Genomic DNA, 14,677 nt, shown 5'->3' with positions numbered 1-14,677 from the left:
CCAACACCTCCTCCTATCGAAACCTTTGCGCCCGATGCTCCCGGCAAGAGCCCCTTGGGCGAGTGGATGGCGGCCAAGCCCAACACGGTGGAGCTGCGCCCCGTGGGCGAAGTTCAAGCCGAGCCGGAGACGATCAGCGTCCACGACGTGGCCCAGGCTGCCGATGAAGGTGTAACCATTGCCCTAGAGCCGCGGCTTTCGCCGGTGCTGGAGGTGAAAGCAGGGGTGCCCAAGCCGCCCAAGTGGCCCAACCCTGCCGAAGCCCTGCAGGCCGCCTTCAACTGGATCTTCGGCGAGCCGGCCCACGCCGCCCGCAACGGCCTGAGGAGCAACTTGCTGCTCCTCCAGATCGCCAACCCCAGCAAAGAGCCGGGCATCCGCCCTGCCGAAAGCGGCGCTCCAGAGATTGCCGGCGACCTGGCTCGAGGCGGCGATGGCTGGGCACGGCGGCTGCGGCGCCAGTTGCTCAAAGGGGATCTAACCGTCCGCTGCGACTCTGAAGAGAAAGTCGGCCCCGATGGCGGCTTCTGGGTGCCGGGCGTGTTCCGCCCCAACTTCAACGACCGCTTCCGCTACGAGGCCTACACGGGCCGCAGCCGCCCCAGCACGTTGCGCCTTGACAATGAGGGTAAGGTAGTGGATCGGGATCCGCTGTTTGGGGACATTCCTGGCGTACAACCTCAGATGGCGCTCAACCCCTACGCTCGGGTGAAAAACGCTACGGCGCAAGCTTACGCCACCACATCCACCTATCTGGACGGTTACTACATCGACGACAAAGGCAGTGAGAAAATCAGCAATGGCCTCTGCTTCTACGTCAAGCCCAACGGCAACACCATCCAGGTGCAAATCGACCGCAACGGCGGCGATAACGATGGCCTGGTGTGGGTGGATGTGGAGCCCTTTACCCTGGATCTGAACAAGCCCACCACGGGCTTTGCTGGCGACAACCCGGTGCTGGGCGTGATCCTGGACGAGGTGACGCGGCGACCCATTCCCATTCCTCGCTTCCAAGAGCTGGCCTCCACCACTGTGAGCCAGCGCCGCCGCAGCGAAGACGGCAGCCAAAACTGGCAACTGCAGCCGGCCCGAGAGACGCGGGTCAACGCGGTGGCCGTTAGCGGGGTGCTTCCGTCGCGGCTGCATCAAACTGCCGGCGGCATGCACAACTTCCTACGCCTCAATGAGATGTGGAGAGGTACCAACCTCTTCTTCAGCGGCTCGATGATCCAGCTCAACTACAGCACCTATGCCACCGGCCCCTTCCTGCAGCACAGCTTCGAGCCGCCCAACCTGGTGCAGGATTCAACCTTTTTGCGCGGCTACGACTACTACTTCCCACCTCGTCGCCGCTTCGGCTACGACGTGGGCCTGCAGATTGCTCGCCGCCCTGGCGCTGTCTCCAGCCGCTTCCAATTCCCCTCCAACGCGCGCACAGAGTTCCTGCGCGAGCTGGATCCACAAGATCCGTATGTGCGGCGGCTGCGCTGCGCGCTCCAGAATCAGCCGGATGTGCCGTTGGATCCGTCTGCGCGGATTGGCGGCTGCAATGAGTTCAATTGATATTGACCCGTCCCGTCAGGGGTAGATTCAAGGTAGGGGCGAAATAGGGAGGGATCCATGGGCAAGGGTCGGCTTCGGTGGCAACTGGCAGCAGAGGGCTTTACCCTCATTGAGGTGTTGGCTTCGGTGGTAATCGTGGCCTTGGCCATGGCCGCCCTAGCCCCCACCCTCACGGTGATTGCCTACCGGCGGGCCATGAGCGAGCGGGTGGAGCTGGCCAACCGCCTGGCCCAGGAGGAGGTGGATCGCATCCGCACCCTGGTGGATATCGAGCTGTCGGCTGCTCCAAAGGCTTTTGAGGTGGCTCGTCTGCCCAAAGTGGGAGCCAACCCACTGGTCGACACCCCACCCCCTGACCAGATGCCCGCCGATGCAAATGACGGTAACTACACCCACAAAGACAACTATTCCCTTCGCCTGGCGCAAGTTCAAGTGCCGGGGCGGAATCCGGAAGAATACGTCATCCAAGCCTTCCGCGACGAGGGGGCGCCCTGCATCGACCGCCGTGAAAACAGGGTCATTCAGGAGGTGCCCTGCAGCTTTCGCCTGGGCGTGCGGGTTTACCACCGCTTTTCTTTTGATCCAAACACGCGCCGAGCGCTGCCTGGATTGAGAACGGAGCTGGTTTCGGCCAACCAAAACTTGGCCAATGCCGATGTCTGGCTCTTTCCCCTGGCCACCTCCTTTGTAGAAATTAACCCCGCCGCCAACTTGGGAGATGTTTGCCGGCAGATAGCCCGGCACATTCGCAGAGGTGAGGGTGAGGAGGATCCGGATCCCATCGAGAGGTGCCAGGCTTTCCCCCTGCCTGTTGATCCTGTTGAAAACCTGAGGTAGGGCCTGAGTTCCTGCCCGCAAACCTGTTGCAAGATGGGGGTGTTGCCCTATGTTGTTCAAGATCTTTCGCCGCCGAGCCAGCAGAGGGTTTACCCTCATCGAGCTGTTGGTCTCGCTGCTGATTGCCTCCATCTTTCTCCTGGCCACCACCATGATCGTCATCGAGACGATGCGGCTGGATCGGGAAGAGACGGGCCGCACCCAGGTGCAGGCGGAGCTAACCCAGGCCATGGAATTTATCCAGCAGGATCTGGCAGAAGCTCTCTACATTTACAACGACACCGAACAGCCCAACGGAGACAGGATCCCGGATGTCATCCAGCGGCTTTACGAGCCAGGTTGGATCCGCCGCCCCGATGATGCTATCCCGGTTGTTGCCTTTTGGAAGCTGGAACCGATCCCGCAGGGATGTTACCGTACTCGGCAAAAGGACGGTACTCCGGGAGACACAATCCCCACCTTGCAAGAGATTCGCGAAGGCCGTGCCATCTTGCCTGCCCAACCACCCCCTGGGTTCCCGATCACAAACGGCAGAAATGCGGATTGGGACACGCTGGTCAGCCGCCGCGGCATTTACACTCTGGTGGTGTACTACCTGCGCCGCAACTACAACAACGCCGGCAACCCAACAGGGGACACTCCCTGGGAAGGCAACGCGCGGATCGAGCGTTTTGAACTGGGACCCCTCGCAAGGCAAGGTGATAACGACTGCGCCGGGCGCAGTGAGTTCTTTAGGGTTGATCCTGATCCTTACCGGGAAGGTTTTCTTGCCTGGCCCTCTCAGCAGGCTTTGCAAAGGCTCCAGGAGCAGGGGACACCCCAGCAGCCTATTGCCAGGGCAGGCAACCAAGGCCCCCGCCTGATAACTCTGGTCTCCAACATCTTCAGCAGCCGGGAGGGGAGTCCGCAGGTTGCACCCGCTTGCCCGCAGGGCTATGCCTTTGGTGGCGGCAAACCCGAAGACGTCACCTTCTCGGGGTTGGCAGATAACCAGAACGACGTGGGCTTCTACGTCTGCGTGCGGCGCAGCCCCGGCGCCGACCGACCCCAGGATGTGATCATTAACATCACGGCTACGGCCATGGAGCGGGCCAACCCTGGCCTCTTCCGCCGCTATATCCAGGATGCCACCAGCGTCGATATCTCAGAGGTGTCGCGCTACCTGCTGCCGCTGCAAACTCGGGTTCTTGCCCGCGGTGTTATCAACCGTCAACTCTCCTAGGGGGAATGTCCACCATGTTGGCCTTGGAGAAAAAAACCATTGGCCCGGCGCGGCCGCTTCGATCCCAGGGCTTCACGCTGATAGAAGTCCTGGCGGTGGTGGTCATTATCGGCATTGTGGCCAGGCTGGCCGTCCCTTCCGGGATCAACATCTGGGCGCGCATCCAATTAGAGGACGCGCAAAACAAGGTGGAGCGAGCCCTGCGCACCGCCCGCACCAACGCCAGAGCCTCTCTCCAAGGCCGCGCCTGGGTGGTTGAAATCGATAACTCAGATCCAAGTGTCCCCACGCTGGTGATCCAAGACGAGAGAGGCCTTTGCGATGAGCCGATCCCTTGTCAGCGGGTGCGCCTGAATAATTTTGTAACTGTAACTAGCACCTTTGCCAACGAAAGAGGGAGGGCTGTTTTCGACTCGGAAGGGCGGGCGCGTCGGCTGGGGCGCTTTGTGGTTAGCAGCACCTACTCCCAGCGCGAAAACCGCTGCGTGGTGGTGAGCACTTTGATCGGCACTCTCCGCAAGGACAACAGGCCAGAATGTGGCAACGTGGCCAACGAGGCCGGGGAAGGATAGTTGGGGTAGGATAGTCAGGCTGCCGATCCCAGCCCCTCTCCCAGCCCAAGCGCTCCGCGCCGCTCACGCGACCACCCCCGGCCTCTCTCCCAAGGGGAGAGGGGAGTTGTCTAGGTTCACAGGTTATGGTCTCCTCAACTCTTGAAGCTCCGGAAAAAGTCTTCCCCTGGCACGCTCGGCAGCCGGCTCTGCTGGTGCTGGCCGATGGCACGGCCTTTGCCGGCTGGTCGTTTGGAGCAGAGGGCACGGCGGTGGGTGAGGTGGTGTTCAACACAGGCATGACCGGCTACCAGGAGGTGATGACGGATCCAAGCTACCGGGGGCAGTTGATCACCTTCACCTACCCGGAATTGGGGAACACGGGGGTAAACGACCTGGATCAGGAATCGGCACGGCCCCAAGCCGCCGGGATCATCGCCCGCAACGTGTCGCGCCTGGCCAGCTCCTGGCGCGCTACGGGGACGCTGCCTGACTACCTCAAGCAGCACGGGATCCCGGCCATTGCCGGGGTGGATACGCGGGCCCTGACGCGGCGGCTGCGCTCGCAAGGGGTAATGAACGGGGCCCTCTCAACCGAGATCTTGGATCCGCAGGCGTTGCTGGAGCGGGTGCGCCAGGCCCCTGCCATGCAGGGGCTGAGCCTAGTGGCAGAGGTGACAACGCCCAAGCCCTACGAGTGGCTAGAGCCCACCCCCGCCGATTGGGACTATGGCCGCAACCAAGGGATCCGGATCCCGGATCCCCCTTTGCGGGTGGTGGCGCTGGATTTTGGCATCAAGCGCAACATCTTGCGCCGCCTGGTTCGCTACGGCTGCCGCGTGATGGTGTTGCCGGCCCACGCCAGCCTGGAGGAGATCCTGAGGTACAACCCCGACGGGATCCTCCTCTCCAACGGGCCCGGGGATCCAGCGGCAGAGACAACGGCCATCCGCACCACCCAGGCGCTGCTGCAAAGCGGGAAACCCCTGTTTGGCATCTGTCTGGGCCACCAGATCCTCAGCCTAGCTTTGGGCGGATCCACCTACAAGCTGAAGTTCGGCCACCGCGGCCTCAACCACCCCTGTGGGCTGGAGCAGAAAGTGGAGATCACCAGCCAAAACCACGGCTTTGCGGTAGATGCCGCTTCGATCCCGGCGGAGGAAGTGGAAATTACTTACCTTAACTTCAATGACCGCACCGTGGCCGGGATCCGCCACCGCCACCTACCTTTGTTTTCCGTGCAGTATCACCCAGAGGCCAGCCCCGGCCCCCACGATGCTGACCATCTCTTCCGGGAGTTTGTGGAGCTGATGCTGCAGAACAGAGGCCGGGAGTAGCCTAACCCTCACCCCCGGCCCCTCTCCCTGAGGGAGAGGGCGGCACGGGCCTCTTCCCGGTCGTCGAAGTGGATCTTCTCGGTGCCTAGGATCTGGTAGTCTTCGTGGCCTTTGCCGGCAATCACCACCGTATCGCCTGGCTGGGCCTCCAGGATGGCCAGGCGAATGGCTTGGCGGCGATCCACCTCCACCGCCCAGGGGGATCCAGGGATCCCGGCCAAAATGTCCTGCAGGATCTGCTGCGGATCCTCGGTGCGGGGGTTGTCGGAGGTCACCACCACCCGATCGGCCCAGGTGGCGGCAATGCGGCCCATCTGCGGGCGCTTGCCCCGGTCGCGATCCCCGCCACAGCCAAAGACGCAGATCAGCCGGCCTTGCACTTGCGGGCGCAGGGCCTTGAGCAGGTTTTCCAGCCCATCGGGGGTGTGGGCATAGTCCACGATTACCGTGATGTCCTGCCCCGGCAGGCTCACCCGCTCCATCCGCCCCGGCACACCGGGAAAACGGGGCAGGGCCAACTGGATAACCTCAACCGGGATCCCCAGGTGCAGCGCCACCCCTACTGCCGCCAGCAGGTTGGCCAGGTTGAAGGATCCCACCAGCGGCGCTGCCACAGCAAAGCTGCCCAAAGGAGTGTGCAGGGTTGCCTGCAGGCCATTGGGGTGAAGTTGAACGTCGCTGGGCCAGAGGGCAGGGATCCCTTCCAAAGGCCGGAGGGAATAGGCCCAGGGCTCCAGAGGGGCTGGGAGGGCTTCGAGCAGCCGTCGTCCCCCCTCGTCGTCGGCGTTGACCACCGCCCGCCCCTGCAAGTACTCCGGCCGGAACAGGGTGGCCTTAGCCTGCCAGTAGTTTTCCATGCTGCCGTGGAAATCCAGGTGATCCTGGGTGAAGTTGGTCCAAACCGCAGCGGCAAAGCTACACCCCCAAGCCCGATCCTGAGCCAAGGCATGGGAGCTGACCTCCATCACCGCCACCTCCGCCCCAGCCCGCTGGGCTTCCCTGAGGCTGCGCTGCAGCTGCAGCGGAAACAGAGTGGTGTGGGGAGCCCCTTCGCAGTGGCCGGGCCAGCGGTTGTAGAGGGTGCCCAGCAAGGCAGTGGGGCAACCGGCAGCCTGCAGCAGATGTTCGATGAGATGGGTGGTGGTGGTTTTGCCGTTGGTGCCAGTGACCCCTACCAAGGTAAGCTGGCGGGCCGGAAAACCATAGAAGGCTGCCGCCACCTGGGCCACAGCCCGGTTCAAGCCAGCGCGGGGCCACACCAAAATGGGCCGACTGCCCCATTCAGCCTCTCCGCTGACTTGCTTCCAGGCCTCCTGGGAAATGAGGGCCGCCACCGCTCCTCCGGTAAGCGCCTCCTGGACAAACTCGCCGCCATCGACGCGGGATCCCGGCATGCCCAAGAAGAGATCCCCGGCCTGCACTTGGCGCGAGTCAGTGCACAGACCCCTGACCTGCACCCCCTCCAGGGATCCCTGAACCAACTGGGGCTGGATCCCGGCTTGGCCGAGCAATTGGCGCAGATCCATCCCGTTGCTTCCCATGCTTTTGCCCCTCCCCACAGCTTTGCAGCTTAGGGTAGCCGCTGGGCCGGCTTTCTGGCCAGAGAAACCCTAGGCCAGGGCCTCTTCCAGCTTTTGCTTGGCCCAGAGGCGGGCGTAGAGGCCGTCGGGATCAGCCAGCAACTGGGCATGGGATCCCTGCTGCACAATGCGGCCCTTCTCCATCACCCAGATCTGATCCGCCTCCACCGCTGCCGTGAGGCGATGGGTAATAAAGATTACCGTTTTCTGGGCCGTGGCCTGGCGCAGGTGGCGGAGAATGGCCTGGGCCGTCTCATTGTCCACGCTGGAGAGGCAGTCATCCAAGATCAAAATTGGCGCATCCACCAGCAACGCCCGCGCCAGGGCCACCCGCTGTCGCTGGCCGCCGGAAAGGGTGATGCCCCGCTCCCCCACCAGCGTGTCATAGCCCTTGGGAAAGTGGAGGATCTCGGCGTGGATGTGGGCAACTTTGGCGGCCCATTCCACCTCCCAATCTTCCGCCTGGGGCTTGCCGTAGCGGATGTTGTCCCGGATGGTGGCGCTAAAGAGGAAGCTCTCCTGGGGCACGTAGGCAATGGCACGGCGCAGGGATCCCAGTTGAATCTGGGTAATATCCTGCCCATCCAAAAACACTTGCCCCGGCTGGATCTCCAGCAGGCGGGGCAGGGCATTGGCCAGGGTGGACTTGCCCGCCCCAATTGGCCCCACCACCGCCACCAGTTGCCCCGGCTCAATGCAAAAGTGCAGATCCTGCAGCGCCGGCGTTGCGGATCCCCCATTGGCATAGGCAAAAGTCAGCCCCCTAGCCTCGATACGCCCCTGCACCTTTTCTAGAGGTAGCGGCAGAGCTTGAGGAGCATCGCGGATGGTGGGCTCTACCCGCAGCAAGGCGTCGATCCGCTCCAGGCTGACCTGGCCCCGCTGGTAGGCGGTGAGGGTAAAGCCCAGCAAAGCAGTGGGAAACACCAACCGTTCCACGTAGAGGGTGAGGGCGGAAAAATCCCCAATCGTCAGCCGCCCGGCGGCAATCTGCGGCCCCCCTACTGCCAGCAGTAGCAGCAGGCTTAGGCTAACCAAAGCCACCAGCGAGGGGAAAAGCAGGTTGCGGGTGAGGGCCAAGCGCAAATTGGCCTGCAACAGACGGTCGTTGCGGCGGCGAAACTCCCGCTGCTCGCGCTCTTCCTGGCTATACACCTTGATCAGGGTGATGCCGTTTATGTCCTCCTGGATGAGATTGCTGAGATCGCCCAGCTCCTGCTGCACCTGAAGCTGCTCCTGCTGCAGGCGATGGCTGCTTAACTTCACCAGTCCCAGCATCACCGGAAACACCGATAGGGCCAGGGCGCTCAGACGCGGCTCAATGCTCAACATGGCCGGCAGCGTAGTGCCGTAGGCAAAGATTGTGTTGGTCAAATTGAGCAGGGCAAAGCCCACTAGGCGACGGACATTTTCCACATCACTGGTGATGCGGGTGAGAATGTCCCCAATGGTCTGCTGAGCAAAGTAGGAAGGCTGCAGGGTGAGCAAATGCTCGAAGATGGCCTGCTTGAGGCGAAACTCCACCTGCCGTCCTGCCCCAAACATCCACACCCGCGAGGCAATGCGAATGCCCATCATCAGGGTGGAGACAGCTAGCACCACTAGGGCGTGGAGGACAATGCGGCTGGAGGCCAGCATGTCCAGGTTCTGGCTGAGATCATCAATGGCCAGCTTGACATACCAGGGCAGGAACACCCCTAGCCCGTTCACCACCAGTAGGGCTCCAATGCCCAACACTACTTGCCACCAGTGGGGGCGCAGATAGTAAAGCAACTGCTGCCAATGGGATCCGGTCACTCAAGGGCTCCTCCAGCTTCTTCCCACTCTAGCGCTGGGCCGGATCCCCCCGGTAGGGATTAGGCCAGAACCTGCGCTGGGGCCTGCTGCGCCAAGAGTTCCACCTGCTGTCGCGCCCAGGCGTCTACCTCCAGAATGTCCTCCAGGCTGGGATTGGCAATAACCTCGTGCCGCTCACACACCCGCTCCAGAAGGCGGGGGATATCCAAAAAGCGGATGCGCTCTTGCAGGAAGAGGGCCACGGCCGCCTCGTTGGCAGCATTCAAGGCAGCAGGCAACGTCCCTCCCGCCCGTCCAGCAGCATAGGCCAGCTGGAGGCAGGGGTACTTGCGGTGATCCGGTGCCTTAAAGGTAAGGGATCCCAGCTTAACCAAATCGAGAGGCTCCCAGGCGGTGGCTAGGCGCTCCGGCCAACTGAGGCCGTAGAGAATGGGCAGGTGCATATCCGGCCAGCCCAACTGGGCCAGAACCGAGGTATCGGCTAGCTCAATCAGGGAGTGAACGATGCTCTGGGGATGGATGAGGATTTCGATGTGGTCATAGTCCAAGCCAAACAGCCAGTGGGCTTCGATGACCTCCAAGCCTTTGTTCATCAGGGTGGCCGAGTCGATGGTGATCTTGCGCCCCATCACCCAGTTGGGGTGTTTGAGGGCATCCGCCAGAGTTGCCCGATCCAGTTGCTCGGCAGGCCAATCGCGAAAGGCCCCCCCTGAGGCTGTCAGCCAGATGCGGCGCAGGGATCCCGCTGGCACCCCCTGCAAACATTGAAAGATGGCCGAATGCTCTGAGTCCACCGGGATGAGCTTGACGCCGTGCTTTTGCACCAGGGGCAGCACCACCGGGCCGCCTGCCACCAGGGTTTCTTTGTTGGCCAGGGCAATGTCTTTGCCGGCGCGGATAGCGGCCAAGGTGGGCAAGAGGCCGGCACAGCCAACGATCCCGGTCACCACCCGCTGGGCCGCGGGGTGGGCTGCCACCTGGCACAGACCCTCCGTGCCCGCCACCAACTCCGGCAGGGGTCGCATCCCGGTCAGCAGCGACCGCAGTTCCGGCAGCAGCTCCTCCCGGCCAATGGCCACAATCTGGGGGCGAAACCGCCACACCTGTTCCGCCAGGAGGGTAACATTGCTGTAGCTACTCAAGCCAACAACCCGAAAGCGATCGGGATACTGGGCCACCAAGTCCAGAGTTTGGGTGCCAATCGAGCCGGTGGAGCCGAGCAAGGTGATAGCCTGCATGGGTAATCCCTTTGCACTGGAGTGTCTGGGTTGCCAAAAAATGGCGGCCTGCCGGCGCGGACTTCCCCTGGCACAGCGTGCCCTGGGCTCCACCTCACAAGGGCTAGGCCTGCCTCTCGCCCTTCATATTATCTTTGTCTGTGCCAGGCTGCTCTCTTGAGTTAAGCACCTCCGCGGGGATGCCGCAGTGGCGCTAGGGATCCTCCAAAGGCTAGCCTTTGGCAACTGAGAGCCCAGCCCCGAAGCAAGCAGGGCTGATATCCTCGAGCTAGTGAAGCTGGCTGGGGAACTCCCTCTCAGCCACGCTGGAAAAGCTGACCATGTTTGGTTTCTCGGAGCTTTCTGTCCGTCTTAAGGCAAGCAGCGCTTGGCGGGCTCTCCTCGGGCTGGGGCTAGCTCTAAGCGTGAGCGCCTGTGGCGGCGGCAGTTCGGGCGGTTCTTTCTCCCCCCTCCTAGGACAAATTGAGGGATCCCACTTTGACGATCTCAACGGCAATGGCCTGCGGGATCCGGGAGAGCCGGGTCTGGCGGGCATGACTACCTTTTTGGACTTAAACGGCAATGGTCGCCTCGATGGGGGGGAGCCCAGCACCCTCAGCGATGCCAACGGCAACTTCCGCTTTTTCAACTTGCCCCCCGGCACCTACCGTGTCACCGCCCTTTTGCCCCCAGGGCGGGTGTTTACTGGGCCGCCCTCAGGGCTAGGTCGGATTGTTGGCGGCAGGCCGGCTCATCCGGGGGCTTTTCCCTGGATGGTAGCCCTGCTGAACGCGGCGGAGCCAGATCCTTTTCGGGCGCAGTTTTGCGCTGGATCCCTGGTTGCTCCGGAGTGGGTGCTCACCGCCGCCCATTGCTTCTTCGACGATCAAGGCCAGCAGGTAGTGAACGCCCGCAACCTGGATCTGTTGGTGGGAACAACCCGTCTGCAGCTTGGCGCCGGCCAGCGCATTCGCGCTGCGCAAATCGTCATCCACCCCGGCTACAATCCCCAGGTGGGGCAACTGGGGGGGAACGACCTTGCCCTAGTGCGCCTCTCGCGGCCGGTGGCTCTGCCCACCCTGCCAGTGGTACTGCCCAACCAAACCAGCTTGACCGCCCCCGGCACGTTCGCCACCATTCTGGGGTGGGGGGCCACCTCCCCCCGTGACCTTGACCAGGAACCCAGCGGCTTTGCTTTGGATCTGCAACAGGCCGAAGTGCCCATTGTCGCCAACGAGGTGTGCAACGCGCCCCAGTCTTACAACGGCATCATTTTAGACACCATGCTCTGCGCCGGCTTTCCCCAAGGGGGTGTGGATACCTGTCAGGCCGACAGCGGGGGGCCTTTGCTCGTGCCCAGCGGCAGCGGCTTTGCCCTGGCCGGGATCACCAGCTTTGGCAAAGGCTGCGCCCAGCCCAATTTCTATGGGGTCTACACGCGCGTGTCCAGCTTTGCTGAGTTTGTGCAAGCGGTCATCGGCTCCACCAGCAGCGCCCCCAGCCCGACCCCAGCTCCAACACCCTCCCCTTCTCTGGCAGGGGGAGCGACAGCTTCCTTGACGGTGAACCTGCGAGAGGGCGAGGTGGTTTCCGGGGTCAACTTTGGCAGCCGCGCCCAATAGGCGGGCCGGAAATGGTTTAGGATAGGGATCCAGGCATTAGAACTGTTCAGCTAATTGAGGGAGGGGATGAGTTCTCTATGACGCAAGTAACGATTGGCGAAAACGAAGGCATTGAATCGGCGCTGCGCCGCTTTAAGCGCCAAGTGGCCAAGGCGGGCATTTTGCGGGATCTGCGCAACCATCGCCACTTTGAAAGCAGCCTGGAAAAGCGCAAGCGGAAAGCAGTGGCCGCCCGTCGCAATCGCCGCAAAGCTGCCAATGGATAACCTGAGTTGAGCAAATCCCCCAGTCTGGCGAGAGGGAGTCTGCCATGGCCAAGGAAGGGCGCAGGGGGGAAAAGTGGGCAAAGCGGCTGCGCAATGGGCTGGTTGCTGCCGTAGCTGTGCTTTTGGCAGCAGGTCTGTTTTTGGCCAACCAAGCTCAGCAGGGCAGGGCCAGCTTGGCCACTTTGGCAGCAGAGGCTGTGCCTTGGGAGGAGGCACTGGTCAACGGCAAGCCCTCTCTAGTGGAGTTTTACGCCGATTGGTGCACCACCTGTCGATCCATGGCGCCTCTTCTGGCCAACCTGAAAGCGGAATTTGCCCAGCAGGTTAACTTTGTCATGCTGAATGTGGACAACCCCAAGTGGCTGCCGGAGTTGAGCCGCTATCGGGTTAACGGGATCCCTCACTTTCTCTTTTTGGATAGCCAAGGAGAAGTGGTGGGATCGGCCATTGGAGAACAGCCAGCTTCTGTTTTGCGGGCCAACTTGCTGGCTCTGGTAGCCGGGGATCCCTTGCCGCTGACTCAGGCTGGGCCAGTGTCTGCCCTACAGTGAGACAGTGAGGAAAGCCTCCCCCCCGCTCAGCTGGATCTGCTCGGCCTAGGACTCTAGCAAGTGGCAGTCCCTGGCGGGGGGCTCAATTCTTGCGAAGGCCAGATTTTGTTGCCTGGGGAGATCCCCTTGTCGAGGGATCCCGAGCTACCTGGAGCCCTGAGGGGATCTCAAGACAAGGGAATCCTTGCTTGCCCATTGGACCAACGGTTAGGCCGTGGACTCCTGGGCTTTCCAATTCCTGCCTGGAGCCATAGAAAACAAGGGGGCCGCCCTCCGGCAACTGCCCTGCCGTTTTCACCTTCAGATCCCGTTTTTGGCAGTCCTAACCCAAGAGATTTCTCGAGACTGTGCCCGGCTTCCTCTTGCTGCCACGTCTCCTCCTCCAGACCCTGCATGTCCAGCTAGGAGATGCCCTGCGCTCCCAGCAAGGGGGTGCCTTTGAGGCCAAGGCAATCCTGGCGGGGCTGTGCCCAAATTGGCAGCCGGCGCTCCTCCTGTAAGGGATCCAGCTGAGGGGAGTTGGGATGGGCAGCGCTACCCCCCTGCCCAGCTGGCAACCTGGCCGGCTGCCAGCGGCCATCACCCCGAGGCTGCCTCAGGTGCTGGAGGCTATGGGCGACCCTGTGGCAGAAGAGGAAATTAATTTATGTTAAAACTTGGGAGTAGCTCTCCCTTGGGTGTGCAGTTTCTATGAGCAGCATTCAACTTCCCCGCTGGTTGGATTTAGCCCTGCCCTTCTTTCACCCTGTGCTGATGATTTTGGCCTCTGCCCTAGCCCTCTATACCCTCTATTTGGGTCTGCAGGTGCGAAGGCTACGCACTGCCTCAGCGGAAGAGCGCAAGGAGTTGATTAAGGGTAAGTTTGGCCAGCGGCATTTTCTCGCGGGATCTCTTTTTTTGCTGTTGATGGTGTTGGGGGCCCTAGGGGGTATGGGGGTGACCTACCTTAAAAACGGCAAGCTGTTTGTCGGGCCTCACCTGTTAGCAGGGTTAGGCATTGTAGCCTTGGTGGCCAGCTCTGCTGCTCTGGCGCCCTTGATGAAGGATGGGCAAAAGGTGTGGGCCCGCAATGTCCACTTGCTGCTCAACGGGGTCATCTTGGGGATCCTAGGGTGGCAGGCGGTAACCGGCTTTCAAATTCTGCAGCGCATCGTCAACCAAATGCTAACCACCCCGCAGGTGGCCTAAGCGCCCAAGCTACTCCGTAGGGGCAGCCTCTATGCCAAAATAAACCCTACCTCAATCCCGCAGAAACTAAGCCAGCGGTTCTGTCCATGCCTGCTAGCCCTCTTCCCAGCTGGGTCAAGCGTTCCATTGGCAAAGCCAGTGAGATCGCAGCGGTGCAGCAGATTATCAAGCAGCGGGGCCTGTACACCATCTGTGAGGAGGGACGCTGCCCCAATCGGGCCGAGTGCTACAGCCAAAGGACTGCCACCTTTCTCCTGATGGGTGGAGTCTGCACCCGTGCCTGTTCCTTTTGCCAAGTGACCAGGGGACGGCCCGCCCCCCTGGATCCCGAAGAGCCGGAGAAGGTGGCCGAGGCGGTTGAGCTGCTGGGGCTGCGCTACGTGGTGCTGACCTCAGTAGCTCGCGATGACCTGCCGGACCAGGGATCCGGCCGCTTTGTGGAGGTAATGGAGGCCATTCGGCGGCGCTGTCCCAACACCCAGATCGAGGTGCTCACTCCTGACTTTCGCGGCGACCGCGACTGCATTGCCCGCGTGGTGTCAGCTCGGCCAGCCTGCTACAACCACAACATCGAGACAGTGCGGCGGCTGTCCAAAGTGGTGCGGCGCAGTTCTGGCTACGACCTATCACTGCGGGTTTTGCAAACAGTAAAGGAGTTAGATCCCCATCTGCCTACCAAGTCCGGCCTTATGCTGGGGCACGGGGAGACCCGGGAGGAAGTGCTGGAGACGTTTCGGGATCTGCTGGCAGTGGGGTGCGACCGGCTTACCCTAGGGCAGTATTTGCAGCCTTCTTTGGCCCATCGTCCTGTGCAGCGCTACTGGACACCAGAGGAGTTTGCCGAGCTGGGGGAGATTGCCCGCCAGATGGGGTTTCGCCAGGTGCGCTCTGGGCCTCTGGTGCGTAGCTCCTACCATGCTGCCGAGATGGTGCAGGACTAGGCGCT

13 protein-coding genes and 1 pseudogene are annotated in these 14,677 nt (G+C 62.0%); 11 read left to right on the top strand and 3 right to left on the bottom strand.

Features of this window, described 5'->3' with window-relative positions; translation table 11 throughout:
* From NW822_RS10010 to carA, 5 genes and pseudogenes are all read left to right on the top strand, one after another.
* A pseudogene (locus tag NW822_RS10010) lies at positions 1-1,563 on the top strand (type II secretion system protein); the annotation flags it as partial.
* A gap of 57 nt (positions 1,564-1,620) precedes the next feature.
* On the top strand, positions 1,621-2,400 hold the full coding sequence (locus NW822_RS10005) for a prepilin-type N-terminal cleavage/methylation domain-containing protein (protein WP_414404333.1): 780 nt from the start codon (positions 1,621-1,623) through the stop codon (positions 2,398-2,400).
* Between the two features lie 49 nt (positions 2,401-2,449).
* Positions 2,450-3,622 carry a PilW family protein gene (locus NW822_RS10000; RefSeq protein ID WP_414404332.1) on the top strand — a complete coding sequence of 391 codons (1,173 nt, stop codon included), beginning with the start codon at positions 2,450-2,452 and terminating at the stop codon, positions 3,620-3,622.
* A gap of 5 nt (positions 3,623-3,627) precedes the next feature.
* Entirely contained in the window at positions 3,628-4,194 is a 567-nt protein-coding gene (locus tag NW822_RS09995; protein WP_414404331.1) for a GspH/FimT family pseudopilin, read from the top strand.
* Positions 4,195-4,319: 125 nt separating this feature from the next.
* The gene (carA, locus tag NW822_RS09990) at positions 4,320-5,510 is read left to right on the top strand and encodes a glutamine-hydrolyzing carbamoyl-phosphate synthase small subunit (RefSeq protein WP_414404330.1); all 1,191 of its coding nucleotides are present in this window, start codon (positions 4,320-4,322) and stop codon (positions 5,508-5,510) included.
* Positions 5,511-5,518: 8 nt separating this feature from the next.
* On the opposite strand, the gene NW822_RS09985 is transcribed toward carA, so the two are convergent.
* From NW822_RS09985 to NW822_RS09975, 3 genes are all read right to left on the bottom strand, one after another.
* A complete protein-coding gene (locus NW822_RS09985; RefSeq protein ID WP_414404329.1) occupies positions 5,519-7,051 on the bottom strand; it encodes a UDP-N-acetylmuramoyl-L-alanyl-D-glutamate--2,6-diaminopimelate ligase in 1,533 nt (510 codons plus the stop codon).
* Between the two features lie 69 nt (positions 7,052-7,120).
* On the bottom strand, positions 7,121-8,887 hold the full coding sequence (locus tag NW822_RS09980; protein ID WP_414404328.1) for an ABC transporter ATP-binding protein: 1,767 nt from the start codon (positions 8,885-8,887) through the stop codon (positions 7,121-7,123).
* Between the two features lie 59 nt (positions 8,888-8,946).
* Positions 8,947-10,125: a 1-deoxy-D-xylulose-5-phosphate reductoisomerase gene (locus tag NW822_RS09975; protein WP_414362366.1), complete on the bottom strand. Its 1,179-nt coding sequence runs from the start codon at positions 10,123-10,125 to the stop codon at positions 8,947-8,949.
* A 320-nt stretch (positions 10,126-10,445) separates the two neighbouring features.
* Between NW822_RS09975 and NW822_RS09970 the strand changes: the two genes are divergently transcribed.
* The 6 genes from NW822_RS09970 (at position 10,446) to lipA (ending at position 14,672) form a co-directional block, all read left to right on the top strand.
* Entirely contained in the window at positions 10,446-11,726 is a 1,281-nt protein-coding gene (locus tag NW822_RS09970; protein ID WP_414404327.1) for a trypsin-like serine protease, read from the top strand.
* A gap of 77 nt (positions 11,727-11,803) precedes the next feature.
* A complete protein-coding gene (gene rpsU / locus NW822_RS09965; RefSeq protein WP_414362368.1) occupies positions 11,804-11,992 on the top strand; it encodes a 30S ribosomal protein S21 in 189 nt (62 codons plus the stop codon).
* A 44-nt stretch (positions 11,993-12,036) separates the two neighbouring features.
* Positions 12,037-12,543, top strand: coding sequence for a thioredoxin domain-containing protein (locus NW822_RS09960; protein WP_414404326.1), 507 nt, complete (start codon positions 12,037-12,039; stop codon positions 12,541-12,543).
* A 524-nt stretch (positions 12,544-13,067) separates the two neighbouring features.
* Positions 13,068-13,196: a hypothetical protein gene (locus tag NW822_RS09955; RefSeq protein WP_414404325.1), complete on the top strand. Its 129-nt coding sequence runs from the start codon at positions 13,068-13,070 to the stop codon at positions 13,194-13,196.
* A gap of 37 nt (positions 13,197-13,233) precedes the next feature.
* Positions 13,234-13,731 (top strand): DUF4079 domain-containing protein, encoded by a 498-nt coding sequence (locus NW822_RS09950; protein ID WP_414362371.1) that lies wholly within the window; start codon positions 13,234-13,236, stop codon positions 13,729-13,731.
* A gap of 86 nt (positions 13,732-13,817) precedes the next feature.
* Positions 13,818-14,672, top strand: a complete 855-nt coding sequence (gene lipA / locus NW822_RS09945; protein ID WP_414404324.1) for a lipoyl synthase — start codon at positions 13,818-13,820, stop codon at positions 14,670-14,672.
* Positions 14,673-14,677: the final 5 nt, after the last annotated feature.

The sequence above is a fragment of the Synechococcus sp. H70.2 genome, from assembly GCF_047462275.1.
Lineage (GTDB): Bacteria > Cyanobacteriota > Cyanobacteriia > Thermostichales > Thermostichaceae > Thermostichus.
This window is presented reverse-complemented; position numbering and strand designations above follow the sequence as displayed.

What these genes read in the sequence shown, in the direction of transcription:
- NW822_RS10005 (WP_414404333.1), top strand. Translation starts at nt 1,621, where the DNA reads ATGGGCAAGGGTCGGCTTCGGTGGCAACTGGCAGCAGAGGGCTTTACC.
- NW822_RS10000 (WP_414404332.1), top strand. Translation starts at nt 2,450, where the DNA reads ATGTTGTTCAAGATCTTTCGCCGCCGAGCCAGCAGAGGGTTTACCCTC.
- NW822_RS09995 (WP_414404331.1), top strand. Translation starts at nt 3,628, where the DNA reads ATGTCCACCATGTTGGCCTTGGAGAAAAAAACCATTGGCCCGGCGCGG.
- carA (WP_414404330.1), top strand. Translation starts at nt 4,320, where the DNA reads ATGGTCTCCTCAACTCTTGAAGCTCCGGAAAAAGTCTTCCCCTGGCAC.
- NW822_RS09985 (WP_414404329.1), bottom strand. Translation starts at nt 7,051, where the DNA reads ATGGGAAGCAACGGGATGGATCTGCGCCAATTGCTCGGCCAAGCCGGG.
- NW822_RS09975 (WP_414362366.1), bottom strand. Translation starts at nt 10,125, where the DNA reads ATGCAGGCTATCACCTTGCTCGGCTCCACCGGCTCGATTGGCACCCAA.
- NW822_RS09970 (WP_414404327.1), top strand. Translation starts at nt 10,446, where the DNA reads ATGTTTGGTTTCTCGGAGCTTTCTGTCCGTCTTAAGGCAAGCAGCGCT.
- rpsU (WP_414362368.1), top strand. Translation starts at nt 11,804, where the DNA reads ATGACGCAAGTAACGATTGGCGAAAACGAAGGCATTGAATCGGCGCTG.
- NW822_RS09960 (WP_414404326.1), top strand. Translation starts at nt 12,037, where the DNA reads ATGGCCAAGGAAGGGCGCAGGGGGGAAAAGTGGGCAAAGCGGCTGCGC.
- NW822_RS09955 (WP_414404325.1), top strand. Translation starts at nt 13,068, where the DNA reads ATGGGCAGCGCTACCCCCCTGCCCAGCTGGCAACCTGGCCGGCTGCCA.
- NW822_RS09950 (WP_414362371.1), top strand. Translation starts at nt 13,234, where the DNA reads ATGAGCAGCATTCAACTTCCCCGCTGGTTGGATTTAGCCCTGCCCTTC.
- lipA (WP_414404324.1), top strand. Translation starts at nt 13,818, where the DNA reads ATGCCTGCTAGCCCTCTTCCCAGCTGGGTCAAGCGTTCCATTGGCAAA.